A 16,576-nucleotide genomic window follows, 5' to 3' on the forward strand; every position below is an offset into this window, starting at 1 on the left:
GTGATTTGCGCGATCACCGCGCAATCTGCGCGACAATCGCCCAAAACTCTGTCCGCCTGCCATGCCCCAAGCTGCCTTCCCGATTGCACCTGAAGACTTCATCGCCGGGCTGGCCAAAGGCCTGGCCGTGCTGGAGAGCTTTGACACCGAGCGCCAGCGCCTCAATGCCACGGTGGCAGCGCAACGGGCCGGTATCACACGGGCGGCAGCGCGCAGGCACCTGCTGACGCTGACCCACCTGGGCTATCTGGAGACCGATGGCCGCCAGTTCTGGCTGGCGTCGAAGGTGCTGCGCCTCTCGGGCAGCTACCTCGCCACGGCCCGCCTGCCGCGCCTCGTGCAGCCGGTGCTGCACCGGCTGGCAGCGCAGACGGGGTTGTCGTTCTCGTGCGTGGTGCGCGATGGCGACGAGGTGGTGATCGTGGCGCGCAGCGCAGTGCATGAAAGCGGCCAGCGCGTGCTCGCCCACGGCCTGCACCTGGGCAGCCGCCTGCCGGCCCACGCCACCTCCACTGGCCGGGTGCTGCTGGCGGCCCTGCCCCCAGCCGAGCTGGAGCTGTGGCTGGCCGAGCGCGCGTTGCCGCGCCTCACCGCCCATACCGCCACCGATGCAGCCGCGCTGCGCGCAGTGCTGCAGCAGGTGCGAGAGCAGGATTACTGCGTGGCGCGCGAAGAGCATGAGCTGGGCGTACAAGCCCTCGCCGTGCCGCTGCGCAACATGGGCGGCCAGACCCTGGCCGCGCTCAACCTGGTGACCTCGCCCCAGCGCATGGAGCCAGCCACCATGCTGGCCCAGTTGCTGCCGCTGCTGCAGGAGGCAGCGCGCGAGTTGCGCCCGCTGCTGTAAAAATATCAAAAAGAGAGCTGTTTGCGCTTATCACCATTGATCTTCAGATATTTTCTTATCTGAAAATGTCTACCATCAAGCGCCAACAGCTATGTTTTCGGGAGCGACCGCGTTGCGCTACACCTGGAGGCTGAGTTCGCGCAGCACTTCGGAGGTGCGGCGCACCAGGGGCGTGGCCTTGCGCTTGGCCGACTGCGCCAGGCACAGCGTGATGGGCACATGCGGTGACTCGATGGGTGTCACCGCCAGGTGCGCATCCGCGTCATGGTCGTGGAGCGCGCTGCGGGTGAGCGCGGCGTAGCCATAGCCACCGCGCACCAGATCGAGGATGACGGGCACGCTGGACACTTCCCACACCACCTGGAGCTTGACTTGCGACAAGGTGGCCTGGGCCTCCATGAGCTTGCGAAAGATCTGGCCATGCTGCGGCATGATGAGCGGAAAGTCGGCCAGTTCTTCAAACCGCACCGACGCGCGGCCACCCAGCTCCGCCTTTGGGCCAACCAGACACAGGCGTTCCTCCAGCACCGGCGATACTTCGATGTGCGGCTGCGGCTCGGGCGAATACACCAGGCCCAGGTCCATGCGGCCAGTGGTCAGCCACTCGGCAATGTTCATGGAAAAGCCTTCCACCACCGCCAGCCGCGCCTTGGGCATCTCGCGGCTGAAAATATCGATGAGCGGCAGGGTCAGCCGCCGCGCCAGGCTGGGCGGAAGGCCCACGACGATGCGGCCCACCGGCTCGCCGCGCTGGGCGCCCAGGTCCTCACGGGCCAGCGCCACGCGCTGCATGATGGCGTGGCCATGCTCCAGCAGGCGGCGGCCCGCATCGGTCAGCGTTACGCCACGGCCGGTGCGGATCAGGAGCGTCTCGCGCAGCTCGGTCTCCAGCGCACGTACCTGCCGACTCAGCGCGGGCTGCGCGGTATCGAGCAGCACGGCGGCCTTGCTGAAGCTGCCAGTCTCGGCTACAAGCACAAAGGTTTCGATCTGCTGAAGATTCATCGGTACCGCCTCGCCTCCTCGGGACTGGGTTCTGTATTCTTTGAACAGGCTCTCAGAGCCGCTAATACAACTCAGCAAATCGAAGATTTGCGGTTGAGACGAGGCGCGAAGCCGTAGGCAGTACAAACGCACGACAAGGCTGGGCGCCCCCGGCTGGGCGCCCCCGACGAAGCAACGACGTATCAAGGGATGTGTTAGCGGCTCTTATGCCATTTTGCTATAGCTGCTAGCAGTAATACCACATAGGTGGTTTGCGCCGTCCTCTCCACAATGCGGCCATTACAACGAGATCCAGGAGACAACACATGCAATACGAACCTATCCCTTTGAGCCGCCGCAGCGCAATCCTCGCTCTGGGCAGCTTGGGCGCTCTGGCAGCCTGGCCCGCACAGGCGCAGGGCAGCGACGCCAAATGGCCGACCAAGCCTTCCCGCATCATCAACCCTTTTCCGGTTGGCGGTGGCCCCGATGGACTCTCGCGCCTGGTGGCCGACAAGCTCAGCCGCACCTGGGGCCAGCCGGTGGTGGTGGAAAACCGCCCGGGCGGCAACGGATTCATCGCCATTGACGCCTTCAAGCGCGGCGCCACCGACGGCACCGACATGATCCAGCTGGACAATGTGCACATCGCCGCCTATCCGCACCTCTTCAAGAAGCTGCCCTACAGCCTGGACAAGGATTTCGACATCCTGATGCCGCTGTTTCGCAACTACTTCTTCGTCTGCGTGCCGGTGAACAGTCCCTACAAGACCATGGGCGACCTGATCGCCGATGCCAAGGCCCGGCCCGGCCAGCTCAACTACGGCTCCTGGTCGGTCGGCAACCCGGTGCACCTGGGATCGGCCCTGCTTGAAAGCATGACCGGTACCCGGATGGAGCACGTGATCTACAAGGAAACCAGCCAGCTCTACCAGGGCGTGGCCACAGGCCAGCTGAGCTTTGCACTCGGCTCGCTGGGCACGGCCGGGCCGCTGATGCGCGGCGGCAAGCTGCGCTTTCTGGCGGTGGCAGCGCCCCAGCGCATTGCGGGTTTCGAGAACGTGCCCACGGTCTCCGAATCCGGCGGCCCAGCTGGTTATGCCGTCACCGGCTGGAACGCGCTGGCCGTGCGCCCCGGCACACCCGTTGCGGTGCAGGACAAGATCCGCGCCGACGTGCGCCAGGCGCTGACCGGCAAAGATGTGGAAGAGAAGTTCGCCGCCTTCGGCTACGAAAGCTACGCTCCCACGCCTGCCGAATTCAAACAGTTCATTGCCGACGAGAGCAAACGCTTTGGCGATGTGATCCGGCAGGCAGGCATGTCGCTGGACTGAGCTCGGCTCCAGTATCCAACAGCTATTGAGCGCTTACAAACAAAGCGCCAATAGCTATATTATTAATAGCAGATTCAGACCGTTTCAAACGCATACTTCTCGGTATCCACCTCGCGCTGGGCCGCCAGCGCGTAGCGGTCGCCCACAATGCCTTCGGGTTGGAACAGGTCGTCCAGCTCGGCAAGCACCGCCGCATCGAGGTGAATCGCGCCGCCCCGCAGGTTTTCGTGCAAGTGCGCAACGCTGGTCGTGCCCGGCAGCGCAATCACATGCTCGCCCTGGTTCAACACCCAGGCAATCGCCAGCTCGGCCAGGGTACAGCCCGCCCGTTCGGCAATGGCCTGCATGGGCGCCAGCAACTGCAGATTGCGCGCATAGGCCTCGGGCTGGAAGCGCGGCATGGAGGCACGGATATCGCCCTGCACCAGGCCGTCCACCTGCTGCAACTTGCCGCTCAGGAATGCCCGGCCCATGGGGCTGAAGGCGACATAGGCAATGCCCAGCTCCTTGCAGGCTGCCAGCGTGCCCAGCTCGGCATTGCGCGACCACAGCGAATATTCACTTTGCAGCGCAGCAATCGGGTGCTCCCGGTGCGCGCGGCGCAATGCGTCAACCCCCACCTCGGACAGGCCCAGCGCGCGGATCTTGCCCTCTTCCTGGAGACGTGCCATTTCGCCCACCGATTCCTCAATGGGCACGCGCTGGTCCCAGCGGTGCAGGTAGTACAGGTCAATCACGTCCGTGCCCAGGCGTTGCAGGCTGTCCTCGCAGTTCTTGCGCAAGGTTCTGGGGTGGCCGTCGATCACCCGGCGCATCACGCCGTCATCGCCGCGCACGCCAGCCATGCCGCCCTTGCTGGCCAGGGTGATGTGGTTGCGGTGAGACTTGAGCACGGGGCCGACCAGCGATTCGCTGGCGCCAAATCCGTAGAGCGCTGCGGTGTCGAACAAAGTCACACCCGCCTCCAGCGCAGCGTGCAGCACGGCATGGGCCTGCTCGGTGGAGACGGGGTTGCCATACGCATGGCAGAAATTCATGCAGCCCAGGGCTACGTTGGCCACGGTAAAGGGGCCGATAGTGCGTTTTTCCATGACTTTTTGGGTATTGAATGCAAAAGCCCGCCGTTGCGGGTGCAACTGGCGGGGCAGTGGGTCGTCAATCCAGGCAGATGCCTGAATCAGCCGGCATCCAGCTGCTGCTCCAGATCGTGCAACACCTTATAGCAGTTGAACACTTTCTGCACGCTGGAATTGGGCTCGCGCCCCTCGCGAATGGCGGCGAAGAACTCGCGGTCCTGCAGTTCGATGCCGTTCATCGACACATCGACGTGGGAGACGTCGATCTTCTCTTCCTTGCCTTCCTTGGTCGATTGCGCCAGATCGTCGTAACGCGCGATATAGGTGCCGGTGTCGCCGATGTAGCGAAAGAACGTGCCCAGCGGGCCCTCGTTGTTGAAGCTCAGCGAGAGCGTGCAGATGGCGCCATTGGCCGCCTTGAGCTGGATGCTCATGTCCATGGCGATGCCCAGATCCTTGTGGATGGGGCCCTGAACCGCGTTGGCCTTGATGATCGGGCTGCCCGCCTGGTAGGCAAACAGGTCGACCGTGTGGGCAGCATGGTGCCACAGCAGGTGATCCGTCCAGCTGCGCGGCTGGCCCAGTGCGTTCATGTTGGTGCGGCGGAAGAAATAGGTCTGCACATCCATCTGCTGGATGTTGAACTCGCCCGCCTCGATCTTCTTGTGGATCCACTGGTGGCTGGGGTTGAAGCGGCGGGTATGGCCCACCATCGCCACAAGGCCACTTTTCCTTTGCAGATCAAGTACCTGCTGCGCCTGCGAAAGGCTGTCAGCCAGCGGAATCTCCACCTGCACATGCTTGCCCGCCTGCATGCATTGGATGGCCTGGGCCGCGTGCATCTGCGTGGGCGTGCACAGGATGACGGCATCCACCTCGGGCAGGGCCAGGCTGTCGGCCAGCTCGGTGCTCACATGCCCGATACCGTATTGGGCTGCCACTTCGCGGGTCTTGTCCAGATCGCGGCTGACCAGCGAGACGACTTCCACGCCGTCGATGTTGCGGATACCGTCCAGGTGCTTGATGCCGAAGGCTCCGGCGCCCGCCAGGGCTACTTTGATGGTCATTTTCAGTTCTCCAGAATGAGGTGGCCCACGGCCGTGTTGGACGCAGGGACGTGAAAGAAGCGATGCACCAGCCGGGGTGCGGGGCCACCGGCCACGTCGGCCATCGCGCCACGGGCAATCAGCCACATCACCAGCTCGATGCCTTCGCTGCCTGCTTCGCGCACGTAGTCGATGTGCGGCATTTCGGCGAGGTCTGCCGGGTCTGCAATCAGCCGGTCCAGGAAGCGGTTGTCCCACTCGCGGTTGATCAGCCCCGCGCGCGGCCCTTGCAACTGGTGGCTCATGCCACCTGTGCCCCAGATCTGCACCTTGAGCGGTTCGTCAAAGCTCTCGATGGCGCGGCGGATGGCCTGCCCCAGCGCAAAGCACCGGCGGCCCGATGGCACAGGGTACTGCACCACGTTGACGTGCAAGGGAATCACCCGACACGGCCACTGGGCCGGGCTGCCGAACATCAGGTTCATCGGCACGGTGAGGCCATGGTCCACCTTGAGTTCATTGACGATGGTCAAGTCGAAATCCTGCTGGATCACCGACTGCGCGATGTGCGAGGCCAGCTCGGGGTGGCCCATGACCTTGGGCACCGGCCTGGGGCCGTAGCCTTCGTCGGCGGGCTCGAACTCCGCCGCCGTGCCGATGGCAAAGGTCGGGATGACGCTCAGGTCGAAATTGGTGGCGTGGTCGTTGTAGACCAGAAACACCACGTCCGGCAGGTTCTCGCGCATCCATTGCTTGGTAGGCTCAAAACCCGCGAACAGCGGCTGCCAGTAGGGCTCGCCGGTCTTGCCCAGGTCGATGGCCGCTCCAATGGCGGGCACATGCGAGGAATAGACCGATGCCGTGATACGCGCCTGGTTGGCGGAGCCTTTGGCAGGCTGTGCCTCCGACACGTTCTGCGCATTCTCGATCTGCGCGGCCAACGCTTCCTGCGCCTGGCTCTCGCGCCAGCTCTGCCAGTTGCGCCAGGCTTCGGACTGCACCGGCGCGCCCTGTGCGTTGCCGCCTTCGCCCACCACCCGGTTGCCCTCGGCACTGCGCCCGCCGCCCATCATCATGTCGCGGTACTGCTGCTCGGTCATACCGGTCATGCTGCCCGCCATCTGCTGGAACGACAGGCCGTCGGTGGCGCCGAGCTTGGAGAGAAAGTAGATATTGCCGCCGGTGCGCATCATCCAGTTGAGGTCGCGCGCACGCACCGCCGCTTTTTGCTCATCGGTCATCGGCCATTCAGCCAGATAAGCGTCTTCATCGGCCTTGAAGCGCTGGCGGTTCTCGGCCTTCATCAGGCTCATGCAGAACTGGTTGAGCCAATAGCCCTTGCGGCTCTGGTCGGCATCGAAGATGGTGGTGCCGGGCACATCGAGATAGGGTTTTTCAAGCGACATGGTTTCTCCTTATCAGACCCCGGTCAATCAACCCCGGGGGCTGGCGTATCCGTCTGCGGGACGGCCAGCCAGAGCCGCCCCGCAGCCTAGGCCGTCGTCCCCTGGAGGAAGGCGCCGTAGGCGACTCAAGGGGGTCATATTTCTTCGGGCCAGTACAGGCGCATGGGGTTGTCCACCAGCAGCCTGCGCTGCAGCTCGGCGGTGGGTGCAATGTGCGGGATGAAATCCACCAGCAGGCCGTCGTCGGGCACGTGGTCCTTGAGGTTGGGGTGCGGCCAGTCGGTGCCCCAGAGCACACGGTCGGGAAACTCCTCGACCACCTTGCGCGCAAAGGGCACTACGTCGCGGTAGGCATTGCGCTCTCCATCCAGCGCCTTGGGGCCGGTCAGCGAAAGGCGCTCGGGGCACGATACCTTGCTCCACACATTCGGGTGCTCACGCATGAACTTGAGGAACAGCGCGAACTCTGCGCTGTCCACGCCCTTGGCAACATCCGGGCGCCCCATGTGGTCCACCACCACGGTGGTGGGCAATGCGGTGAAAAAATCCCACAGCTCGGGCAGATCCACGGCCTCGAAGTAGATCACCACATGCCAGCCCAGCTTGGCGATGCGGCCTGCAATCTCCATCAGTTCATCCTTGGGCGTGAAATCCACCAGGCGCTTGACGAAATTGAAGCGCACGCCGCGCACGCCAGCGGCGTGCAGGGCCTGCAGCGCTTCATCGCTGATGCTGCGCCTGACGGTGGCCACACCGCGTGCGCGCCCGCCGGACGACTGGCAGGCATCGACCATGGCACGGTTGTCTGCCCCATGGCAGGTGGCCTGCACGATCACATTGCGCGCAAAGCCCAGGTGGTCGCGCAGAGCAAACAGCTGCGCCTTGCTCGCGTCGCAGGGCGTGTACTTGCGCTCGGGCGCAAAGGGAAAGGCAGCGCCGGGGCCGAACACATGGCAGTGCGCGTCAACGGCGCCCGCAGGCAGCTGGAACCTGGGTTTGCTGGGGCCGGCGTACCAGTCCAGCCAGCCGGGGGTTTTTTCGAATGCGCTCATAGGTGCTCTCCACAATTTTTTCAATGCTCCGTACGCTGTTCGCCATCCATGAGACTGGCGCAACCCACGGGAGTGACAGCAAGCAAGGTCCGCCCCGCAACCAGGCTGTCGTCCCCCTTCTGCGTAGCGACAGAGGGGGAGGCGGCGCAGCCGCTCAGGGGGTGTTAATCCAGATACCGCAAGCCAGCTTTCTCCAGTGGCTCACGCATCTTGTACATGTCGAGGCCCAGAATGCCCGAGGCCAGTTTGGCGCGCTTTTCTCCCTCGAAGCTCTCACGCTTTTGCGCCGCTTCCAGGGTTTGCACGGCGCGGGCCGCCGGCACGCAGACCACGCCGTCGTCGTCGGCCACGATCACATCGCCAGGCGTCACCCACATGCCGGCGCAGACCACGGGGATGTTGACCGAGCCCAGCGTGGCCTTGATCGTGCCCTTGGACGAAATGGCACGGCTCCACACCGGAAAGCCCATCTCCTGCAGCACCCGCACATCGCGCACGCCGGCGTCGATGATGAGCGCACGCGCGCCCCGGGCCTGGAAGCTGGTGGCCAGCAGATCGCCAAAGTAGCCGTCGGTGCATTCGCTGGTGACTGCGGCCACCACGATGTCTCCGGGCTGGATCTGCTCGGCCGCCACATGCATCATCCAGTTATCACCGGGCTGCAGCAGCACGGTAACGGCCGTGCCCGAGACCTGCTGGCCCGGGTAGATGGGGCGCATATAGGGTTTGAGCAGGCCGACGCGGCCCATGGCCTCGTGCACTGTGGCCGAGCCGAGGGCAGCCAGGCCGTCGGCAGCGGCGCGGTCGGCGCGCTGGATGTTACGGTAAACGACTCCGAGTTCGTACATGGAAAGATCTCCGCTGGTATGGCTTCCAAAAAGTGAGCTGTTCGCGCTTTTTGATCCATCAATTCAGATGGTTTTTATATTGAGAGCAGCCAACAGCAAGCGCCAACCGCTCTCTTTTTTGATCAAAGACCCTTGGCCTTCAGCGCCGTGTCCAGACGCGTAAATACGCGGCGCGCGTTGCCTTCATAGACCATGTGCTTCTCCTCCACTGTCAGGTTCTGCGTGGCGTCGATGTAGCGCCGGGTGTCGTCGTAATAGTGGCCGGTCTGCGGGTCGATGCCGCGCACGGCGCCGATCATCTCGCTGGCAAAGAGGATGTTTCGGGTGGGAATCACTTCGGTCAGCAGGTTGATGCCCGGCTGGTGGTAGACACAGGTGTCGAAGAAGATGTTGTTCAGCAGGTGCTCTTCCAGGAGTGGCTTTTTCAGCTCCTGCGCCAGGCCGCGAAAGCGCCCCCAGTGGTAGGGCACCGCGCCACCGCCGTGGGGGATGAGGAACTTGAGCGTCGGAAAATCCTTGAACAGATCGCTGGTCAGGCACTGCATGAAGGCCGTGGTGTCGGCGTTCAGGTAGTGAGCGCCCGTGGTGTGAAAGCAGGCGTTGCAGCTGGTGGAGACGTGGATCATCGCGGGGATGTCGTACTCCACCATCTTTTCGTAGATGGGGTACCAATGGCGGTCCGACAGCGGCGGCGAAGTCCAGTGGCCGCCCGATGGATCGGGGTTGAGGTTGATGCCGACATTGCCGTACTGCTCCACGCACTTCACCAGCTCCGGAATGCAGGTTCTGGGATCAACGCCGGGCGACTGCGGCAGCATCGCAGCAGGGATGAAATGATCAGGAAACAACTCGCTCACCCGGTAGCACAGCTCGTTGCAGATCGCAGCCCAGGTGCTTGATGTCTCGAAATCACCGATGTGGTGGGCCATGAAGCTGGCGCGCGGGCTGAAGATGGTGAGGTCCGAGCCGCGCTGCTTCATCAGCTTGAGCTGGTTGGTCTCGATGGTCTCGCGGATCTCGTCGTCGCTGATCTTCAGTTGGCTGGCCTTTGGGGCCTGGGATGGGTTCTGCAGGCCCGCAATCTGCAATTCGCGCCAGGCACCCAGTGCTGCAGGTGCCGTGGTGTAGTGGCCGTGTACGTCGATGATCATGGTGGGAGCATCCTTTTTGCTAAAGCGAATGAATTCAATGGCTTGCGGAAATACCGGCACCCGCAGCCTGGGGCGAGTTCTGCGGCTCGGCCCCGCCCTGGGGGCTGGCCCACTGCTTGACCATGAGGGCCGCCATGGCGATGAGGCCGGGAATGGCAACCACGGTAAAGATCTGGCTGAAGCTCAGATGGCGCGCCGTGAGTTCTGCCACCAGAAAAGAGCCCGCAATTCCCCCAAAGCGGCCCACCCCCAGCATCCAGGCCACGCCGGTCGCACGGCCGCTGGTGGGGTAGAAGGCCGCAGCCAGTGCCGGCATGGAAGACTGGGCGGTATTCATGATGGTGCCCGCCACGAACACCGACACCACCAGCCAGCCCAGGCTCGCGGCTTCCTGCCCGATCCACCAGATGGCCACGGCAGTCAGCGCGTAGCCGGCGGCAATGATGCGGTTGGCGTTGAAGCGATCCATCAGCCAGCCGAAGAAGACGGCGCCCACGCCGCCCAGTGGAAACAGCGCCGCCACCAGCGTGGCCGTCTTGGGGCTGAGGCCGCCTTCCTTGAACAGCACCGGCATCCAGTTGACCAGCGCGTAGAAGATCACCAGGCCCATGAAGTACGCCAGCCACAGCATGACCGAACCCACCCGGTACTGGCGGGACAGCACGACGCCCAGGCCGCTCTTGCCATCCACGGCCACGCGGTTTTCGGTCATCACAAAGCGCTGCACGCCTTCCACCGCGCTGCCTGCAATGCGTACCAACGGCTTGCGGATGCGGTCCGCCGCATACCCCTTGGCCACCATGTAGCGCACGGACTCGGGCAGCAGCAGCACCAGCAGCGCCACCAGCAACAGCGGAGCAATGCCACCCAGGTGCAGCACACTGCGCCAGCCAAAATGCGGAATCATCCACGCCGCAAGAAAGCCACCCAGGGCCGCGCCCAGCGGAAAGCCGCAGAACATGGCATTGGTGAGCATGGCGCGGCGTGAATCGGGACAGTATTCGCTCATCAGCGTGACTGCATTGGGCATGGCCGCGCCCAGGCCCAGGCCGGTGACAAAGCGCAGCACGGTCAGCGTGCGGATGTCATGCGCGTACCCCGAAGCCAGGCAGGCAATGGCAAACACCAGCACCGAGCCGACCAGCACCGCCTTGCGGCCGAAGCGGTCGGCCAGCGGCCCCGAGCACATGGCGCCACCGGCCAGGCCAAACAGCGCAGCGCTCAGTACCGGCGCCAGATCGGGCTTGGCCACGCCCCACTCGGCCAGCAGCGAAGGAGCGATGTAGCCGATGGCGGCGGTATCGAAGCCGTCGAGCAGCACGACGAAAAAGCACAGGGCGAAGATCACCCATTGGAAACCGGAGAACGGATGCTCGTTCAGGATGGTCTGCACATTGGCAACCGTGGAATCCGGCGCCTCGGAAGGGGTTGGCGAAATCATGTCGGTGTCTCCGTTGTCTCTCTTGGTGGTTCTGTATTCCTGTCCTGCGGCGGGTACCTGGGCTTTTCATGCCCAGTTTCGGCTCGCCCGCCGCGCCGGTACTCGCATCTGCCCCCAGCATCCATTCACTGGTGAAGCAGCCGATATCGCATCACACGGGCTCCATGCCCTGGCGGCGTTTGGCCATGGCAGCGCCAGGCGCGGCCATGAAGGCGAGCAAACGACGCGCCGCATCAGCCCGGGCCGAAGCAGCCGCCACGCCAGCGGAAAAGACGGTGTCAATGGCAATGGCCTGCGGCAACGTGCCGACGACTGTGATCCCCGGCACATGAAGCAATTCGCTCAGTTGCTGAAAACCGAGCGCCGCCTCGCCATTGGCCACCAGGGAGGCCACAGGCACCCCCGGGCGGGCCTGCACGAGGTGCGGGCGAATCTGTTCTGCGATGCCCCAGCGTGCAAACAGCGCCTGCAGTGCCACGCCGCTGGGGCCCGTGGAGTAGCCGATGCCAGACGCGGCCAGCACGGCGGCGCGCACAGTCTCTTCAGAGGAAATATCGGGTGCCGCAGCGCCAGCAGGTACCGCCACGGCCGTGCTGCAGCGCATCAGGTCCACCCGGCTGCCGGCCAATACCCGGCCTGCGGCTTCAAGCCCGGCAATGGCGCCCGATGCGAGGAAAACCACATCGAATGCTTCGCCACCATGCACCCGCCGCGCGGCATCGACGCCGCCTACCGACTCGATTGCCACCGGCTCGCCACCCTGCGCGTGCCAGTCAGCCACCAGCTCCGCCAGCAACTGGCGGGTGGCCATCGACGAAATGCCTTTGAGGGCGTTGGAAACGGTGCCCATGTGCTTTGCCTCCTGTTATGCAAAGCATTGTCGGCATGGCTGCACCGGGTGCCAACCTCTGGTGTCCACTATCAGCTATAGCAATCCGGCATAGCTGATCGCCGCGCCGGGCCGCGCGGAGCGACGGCTTATCCAGCCACCAGCGCCAGCACGCCGAGCGCTGCAAAGATCACGGCGCAGGCACGGTGGATCCACTGGATCGGCAGTCTCTTGGTGATTTTGTCGCCAAACCAGACCACGGGCGCATTGGCCAGCATCATGCCGATCGTGGTGCCTGCCACCACGCCGTAGTACTGCGCCGGGTACTTGGCAGCCAACCCCACGGTGGCCAGTTGCGTCTTGTCGCCCATCTCGGCCAGGAAGAACAGCAGCAAGGTCGTGCCGAACACGCCCCAGCGGCCGCTGCTTTTGCCAGCCTCGTCTTCGTCGATCTTGTCGGGAATCAACATCCACCCCGCCATCAGAATGAAGGAAACGCCCAGAATCCAGCGCAGCACATCGGGGCCCAGCATGGTGGTGATCCAGGCACCTACGGCACCTGCCAGGGCATGGTTCACGATGGTGGCAACAAAGATGCCCAGCACGATCGGCCAGGGTTTACGGTATTTGGCGGCAAGAACAAGCGAGAGCAGCTGCGTCTTGTCGCCCATCTCGGCGAGCGCGACCACGGCGGTCGAGATGAAGAAGGCTTCCATGGTGTGGGGGATCTTTATGTAGCCGGATGGTTGCAAGACAGCATTGACCACATCGCGACTCCGGCAGTTGGATCGCAACATGGTCAATGGTCTCGCCAAGCATCTAAATAGATGCCGTGTACGCCATAGGCCGAAGCCCAAGTTTGTTGACGCACACTCCGCGGCGCATTGCGCGCCCGGCAGGCTACTCCCCAAAGACACGCGCATCATACGCTCAAAACCGATGTTGCGCCGCAACACATATGGCCGCCAGGGAAAATACCAGGGTGCGCTTGCGTGAACTGTCAACACGCCGTAAGCTGATTCGCCCATAATAGGGGAGCTTTGTGTCTCACTTGGTACACAGGGCGTGCGCGGTGATCCGTCTTGGAAGTTGTCACAGGTTTTGTTGATTGCATCAGGCTCCATCGCTTTTAATTGTTTTTTTCGGAGTCCTCAAATGGGCAACAAACTCTACGTTGGCAATCTGCCATATACCTTCCGTGACAGCGATCTGGAAAGCACCTTCAGCCAATTCGGCTCTGTTTCCAGCGCCAAGGTCATGATGGAACGCGACACCGGCCGCTCCAAGGGCTTCGGCTTTGTGGAAATGGGCTCGGACGCTGAGGCACAAGCTGCTATCGAAGGCGTGAACGGTCAAAACTTCGGCGGCCGTAACCTGGTCGTGAACGAAGCCCGTCCAATGGAAGCCCGCCCACCTCGCAGCGGTGGCTTCGGTGGCGGCCGTGGCGGCTTTGGCGGTGGTGACCGCGGCGGCTTCGGCGGCGGCGGTGATCGTGGTGGCTTCGGCGGTGGCCGTGGCGGCTACGGCGGCGGCAGCTACTAATCATTGCGCCAGAAACCAACTGCGGTTTTTGGCCGTCAATTTACGGGATCTCCCGATCAAAAGGCCTCTTTGAGGCCTTTTTTGCGTTTTGTTGCAGCTTTCGCACCACACCTAGGGGCATCGACTACACCAAAAGGGTTTTTTATCCCAGAAAATAAAGGATGGAGCACCCCTCCACTGGGCTATTGCGGTGAATGATCAGTTTCGTCGTGACGCATTGGATGATCACATGATTCAGGTATTGCGTTTTACGGGACTCCATCGCGTTATTTAAGAGTTTTCAGGAGTCCCTCAATGGGCAACAAGCTTTACGTCGGAAATTTGCCGTACCAAGTGCGCGACAATGATCTGGAACAGGCCTTCGGCCAATTTGGCAGCGTAACCAGCGCCAAGGTGATGATGGAACGCGACACGGGTCGCTCCAAAGGCTTTGGTTTTGTGGAAATGGGCAGCGATGAAGAAGCCCAGGCCGCAATCAACGGCATGAACGGCCAATCCTTGGGTGGCCGCAACCTCGTCGTGAACGAGGCTCGCCCCATGGAGCCACGTCCTCCCCGCACCGGCGGCGGCGGCTTTGGCGGCCCACGCGGTGGTGGCTTTGGTGGCGGTGGCAACCGTGGCGGCTTTGGCGGTGGTGGTGACCGTGGCGGCTTCGGCGGCGGTGATCGCGGCGGCTACGGCGGTGGCGGCGGTTTTGGTGGCGGTGGTGGCGGCGGCTACGGTGACCGCGGCGGCCGTGGTGATGGTGGCGGCGGCGGTTATGGCCGTGGCGGCAATGACCGCGGCTTTGGCGGCGGCGATCGTGGCGGTGAGCGCGATGGCGGCTTCCGCAGCCCTTACGGCAATGGTTCGCGCAACCGTGGCGGCAACCAAGGCTTCGACAACGACGATTATTGATCTGCGTCCGGCACGCCGCATGGTGTGCCCAGACTCTGGTTCCCAGCCCCGCAAGGGGCTTTTTTATTGCCCGGATGCTGCCTGAGGCGGCCCATGCGCGGCGAGGAACGTACGTCTACCCCTCCGAGCCTCCTGTGCGCTCGGCATGCCGATGCTTGCGTGGCCGGTTGGCCAGCGCCCTGTCGTAGACGGCATTGGGCAGCAGCCGCAGCAGCTTGGCCACCAAGCCCATCTGCCAGGGAATCACGCTGTAGCTGCGGCCTTTGCCGATGGCTGCAAACGCCCGGTCGGCAAAAGCTTCGGGCTGCATCAAAAATGGCATGCCATAGCGGTTCTGGCTGGTGAGCGGCGTGGCGACAAAGCCGGGGCAGATGGTCTGCACCTGCACACCACTGCGCGCCAGTTCCACCCGGAGGCTTTCGCAGTAGCTGATGACGGCGGCCTTGCTGGCGCAGTAGGCACCATGGCCGGGCAGGCCTCGGATGCCGGCAACGCTGGCAATGCCCACCAGCTTGCCCGAGCCGCGCGCCTGCATGGGCCGCACAAAGGCGTGAAAAGTGGCCGCCATGCCGATCACGTTGGTGGCGTAGGTCTGTGCCATCACCTCCAGGTCTTCGCGCTCTGCCGTGTCGATGCCAAAGCTCACTCCTGCATTGGCCACCACCACGTCAGGTACGCCCTGGATAGCGAGGCACTGCTCGCAGGCCGCGATGATCTGGTCACGATCTGCCACATCAGCACTATATATTTGATAGCTATCAGCGCTTATGGAATGTGCGCTAGCCCATTGTTTTATCGCATCTACCCGGCGCGCCACCAGCGCCAGCCGCCAACCGGCCTGGTGGTAGCGCAGTGCCAAGGCTTGACCGATGCCGCTGGAAGCACCCGTGATCAGCACCAACGGCGCGGCTGCGGCTGCCACTGGAGGGGAAGTTCGTTGCAGCGCGCCCATGGCTTACTTGGACGGCACGAGGGTGCCGCGCACCCGGCCTTTGAGCTCGGCCACCTGCGAGAGATTGTTGTAGGTCATGGCGTCGGCGGTGAAGCGGTCATTGCCACGGGTGATCTCCACCGGTTTGTTCGAGCTGACCCGCTCGTCATTAACAAAGGCATGCAGAAAGTCGCCACGGAACTCCATCGGGGGCACGCCCGGCTTGGCCGCCTTGCGCACCACATGCGCATTGCCGAACAGCTGCACTTCGGAGCCATCGGCGTTGGAGAGCGCACGGTCGGCCGTGGCCACGGTTTCCGAGCCGTCCTGCCGCACCGAGCGCAGATTGGCCTTGTCGATTTCGAGGGTCTCGGTATCCATGTAGTGGCGCATGGTGGTGCCACGGATTTCGCTGGTCAGGGTGCCCGTGTCGTCAAAGCTGCGCACCGAAAAGTCCCGCATGTAGTAGTCCACATCGTGGCCTTTGACCGCCACCTCGGCCTCCACCTGGGCCTTGGGCGCATTGCGCACCAGCCACCATGTGCCCAGCGCCAGCAGGCCCATCAGAAGAATGGGCAGGTAGATGGACATCCAGTCCCAGACGCGTCGAAAGCGAAAATTCATTGTCCGTACCGATCCAGCAGTTTGATGTAGGCGCCGGAGGCTGCCAGCAGCACATCGCAAAACTCGCGTGCAGCCCCTGCCCCGCCGCGCTGCACGGTGGTGAAATGGGCCACGCCGCGTGCCTCTGCATGGGCGTTGGCCGGTGCACACGCCAGTTGGCAGCGGCGCAGCACGGGCAGGTCGGGCCAATCATCGCCAATGGCCGCTGCTTGGTGCCAGTCCAGCCCCAGCTCGGCCAACATGTCCTGCGCGGCAGGCAGCTTGTCTTCCGTGCCATAGCGCACGTGCTCCACGCCCAGCGCGCCCAGGCGGTGCCGCAGTGCACGCGAATCGCGGCCGGTGATGACGGCGGGTGTGATGCCAGCCTCGCGCAGCATTTTCATGCCATGGCCATCCAGCGTGTGAAAGCGCTTGAGCGTCTCGCCCGCTTCGCTGATGTAGAGGCCACCATCGGTGAGCACGCCGTCCACATCAAAAAAAGCAATTTTGATGCCTTGCGCACGCAAAAGTAGCTCTGCCGGCCATTGCTGGGCCGGTGTGATCGGGCCTGGGGAAGTCATTGTCACCA

The 16,576-nt window shown here is 63.5% G+C and carries 17 protein-coding genes, 1 pseudogene and 1 riboswitch; of the genes and pseudogenes, 4 read left to right on the top strand and 14 right to left on the bottom strand.

The window, feature by feature from the left end; translation table 11 throughout:
* Positions 1–61 precede the first annotated feature (61 nt).
* Positions 62–847, top strand: coding sequence for an IclR family transcriptional regulator domain-containing protein (locus ABIE32_RS00990; RefSeq protein ID WP_429012958.1), 786 nt, complete (start codon positions 62–64; stop codon positions 845–847).
* Between the two features lie 117 nt (positions 848–964).
* Here the strand turns inward: ABIE32_RS00990 and ABIE32_RS00995 are convergent, their stop codons facing one another.
* Positions 965–1,852 (bottom strand): LysR family transcriptional regulator, encoded by an 888-nt coding sequence (locus ABIE32_RS00995; protein ID WP_224150697.1) that lies wholly within the window; start codon positions 1,850–1,852, stop codon positions 965–967.
* A gap of 305 nt (positions 1,853–2,157) precedes the next feature.
* On the opposite strand from ABIE32_RS00995, the gene ABIE32_RS01000 reads away from it, so the two are divergent.
* Positions 2,158–3,165: a Bug family tripartite tricarboxylate transporter substrate binding protein gene (locus ABIE32_RS01000; protein ID WP_429012962.1), complete on the top strand. Its 1,008-nt coding sequence runs from the start codon at positions 2,158–2,160 to the stop codon at positions 3,163–3,165.
* A gap of 74 nt (positions 3,166–3,239) precedes the next feature.
* Here the strand turns inward: ABIE32_RS01000 and ABIE32_RS01005 are convergent, their stop codons facing one another.
* The 10 genes and pseudogenes from ABIE32_RS01005 to ABIE32_RS01050 all read right to left on the bottom strand — a co-directional run bounded on the left by ABIE32_RS01005 (position 3,240) and on the right by ABIE32_RS01050 (position 12,730).
* Positions 3,240–4,256, bottom strand: a complete 1,017-nt coding sequence (locus tag ABIE32_RS01005) for an aldo/keto reductase (protein ID WP_429012965.1) — start codon at positions 4,254–4,256, stop codon at positions 3,240–3,242.
* Positions 4,257–4,342: 86 nt separating this feature from the next.
* On the bottom strand, positions 4,343–5,308 hold the full coding sequence (locus tag ABIE32_RS01010) for a Gfo/Idh/MocA family oxidoreductase (RefSeq protein WP_429012968.1): 966 nt from the start codon (positions 5,306–5,308) through the stop codon (positions 4,343–4,345).
* Between the two features lie 2 nt (positions 5,309–5,310).
* Entirely contained in the window at positions 5,311–6,198 is an 888-nt protein-coding gene (locus tag ABIE32_RS01015) for a class III extradiol dioxygenase subunit beta (protein WP_429013612.1), read from the bottom strand.
* Between the two features lie 174 nt (positions 6,199–6,372).
* Positions 6,373–6,693 (bottom strand): annotated as a pseudogene (gene ligA, locus ABIE32_RS01020) (protocatechuate 4,5-dioxygenase subunit alpha); the annotation flags it as partial.
* Positions 6,694–6,827: 134 nt separating this feature from the next.
* Complete coding sequence (locus ABIE32_RS01025; RefSeq protein WP_429012971.1) at positions 6,828–7,745, bottom strand: amidohydrolase family protein; 918 nt, start codon at positions 7,743–7,745, stop codon at positions 6,828–6,830.
* 164 nt (positions 7,746–7,909) lie between these two features.
* On the bottom strand, positions 7,910–8,593 hold the full coding sequence (gene ligK / locus ABIE32_RS01030; RefSeq protein WP_224150703.1) for a 4-carboxy-4-hydroxy-2-oxoadipate aldolase/oxaloacetate decarboxylase: 684 nt from the start codon (positions 8,591–8,593) through the stop codon (positions 7,910–7,912).
* A gap of 122 nt (positions 8,594–8,715) precedes the next feature.
* Entirely contained in the window at positions 8,716–9,744 is a 1,029-nt protein-coding gene (locus ABIE32_RS01035; RefSeq protein WP_429012974.1) for an amidohydrolase family protein, read from the bottom strand.
* A gap of 34 nt (positions 9,745–9,778) precedes the next feature.
* Entirely contained in the window at positions 9,779–11,185 is a 1,407-nt protein-coding gene (locus ABIE32_RS01040; RefSeq protein ID WP_429012976.1) for an MFS transporter, read from the bottom strand.
* Positions 11,186–11,336: 151 nt separating this feature from the next.
* A complete protein-coding gene (locus ABIE32_RS01045; RefSeq protein ID WP_429012979.1) occupies positions 11,337–12,035 on the bottom strand; it encodes a substrate-binding domain-containing protein in 699 nt (232 codons plus the stop codon).
* 128 nt (positions 12,036–12,163) lie between these two features.
* A complete protein-coding gene (locus ABIE32_RS01050) occupies positions 12,164–12,730 on the bottom strand; it encodes a TMEM165/GDT1 family protein (RefSeq protein WP_224150711.1) in 567 nt (188 codons plus the stop codon).
* A 97-nt stretch (positions 12,731–12,827) separates the two neighbouring features.
* Positions 12,828–12,935, bottom strand: a riboswitch (yybP-ykoY riboswitch).
* Between the two features lie 234 nt (positions 12,936–13,169).
* Here ABIE32_RS01050 and ABIE32_RS01055 point away from each other — a divergent pair.
* Together ABIE32_RS01055 and ABIE32_RS01060 are read left to right on the top strand one after the other, a co-directional pair.
* On the top strand, positions 13,170–13,556 hold the full coding sequence (locus ABIE32_RS01055; RefSeq protein WP_224150712.1) for an RNA recognition motif domain-containing protein: 387 nt from the start codon (positions 13,170–13,172) through the stop codon (positions 13,554–13,556).
* 294 nt (positions 13,557–13,850) lie between these two features.
* Positions 13,851–14,453, top strand: coding sequence for an RNA recognition motif domain-containing protein (locus ABIE32_RS01060; protein WP_429012983.1), 603 nt, complete (start codon positions 13,851–13,853; stop codon positions 14,451–14,453).
* A gap of 115 nt (positions 14,454–14,568) precedes the next feature.
* Here ABIE32_RS01060 and ABIE32_RS01065 read toward each other — a convergent pair whose 3' ends face one another.
* The 3 genes from ABIE32_RS01065 to ABIE32_RS01075 are packed head-to-tail and all read right to left on the bottom strand — an operon-like array spanning position 14,569 to position 16,568.
* On the bottom strand, positions 14,569–15,405 hold the full coding sequence (locus tag ABIE32_RS01065) for an SDR family oxidoreductase (protein ID WP_429012986.1): 837 nt from the start codon (positions 15,403–15,405) through the stop codon (positions 14,569–14,571).
* A gap of 3 nt (positions 15,406–15,408) precedes the next feature.
* Positions 15,409–16,008 (bottom strand): LPS export ABC transporter periplasmic protein LptC, encoded by a 600-nt coding sequence (gene lptC, locus ABIE32_RS01070; RefSeq protein ID WP_224150716.1) that lies wholly within the window; start codon positions 16,006–16,008, stop codon positions 15,409–15,411.
* Positions 16,005–16,568 (bottom strand): KdsC family phosphatase, encoded by a 564-nt coding sequence (locus ABIE32_RS01075; protein WP_224150717.1) that lies wholly within the window; start codon positions 16,566–16,568, stop codon positions 16,005–16,007. The genes lptC and ABIE32_RS01075 overlap by 4 nt, the downstream gene beginning before the upstream one ends.
* Positions 16,569–16,576 lie beyond the last annotated feature (8 nt).

This window comes from Comamonas sp. 4034 (genome assembly GCF_050434545.1).
In the GTDB taxonomy this organism is placed as follows: Bacteria; Pseudomonadota; Gammaproteobacteria; order Burkholderiales; family Burkholderiaceae_C; genus Comamonas; species Comamonas odontotermitis.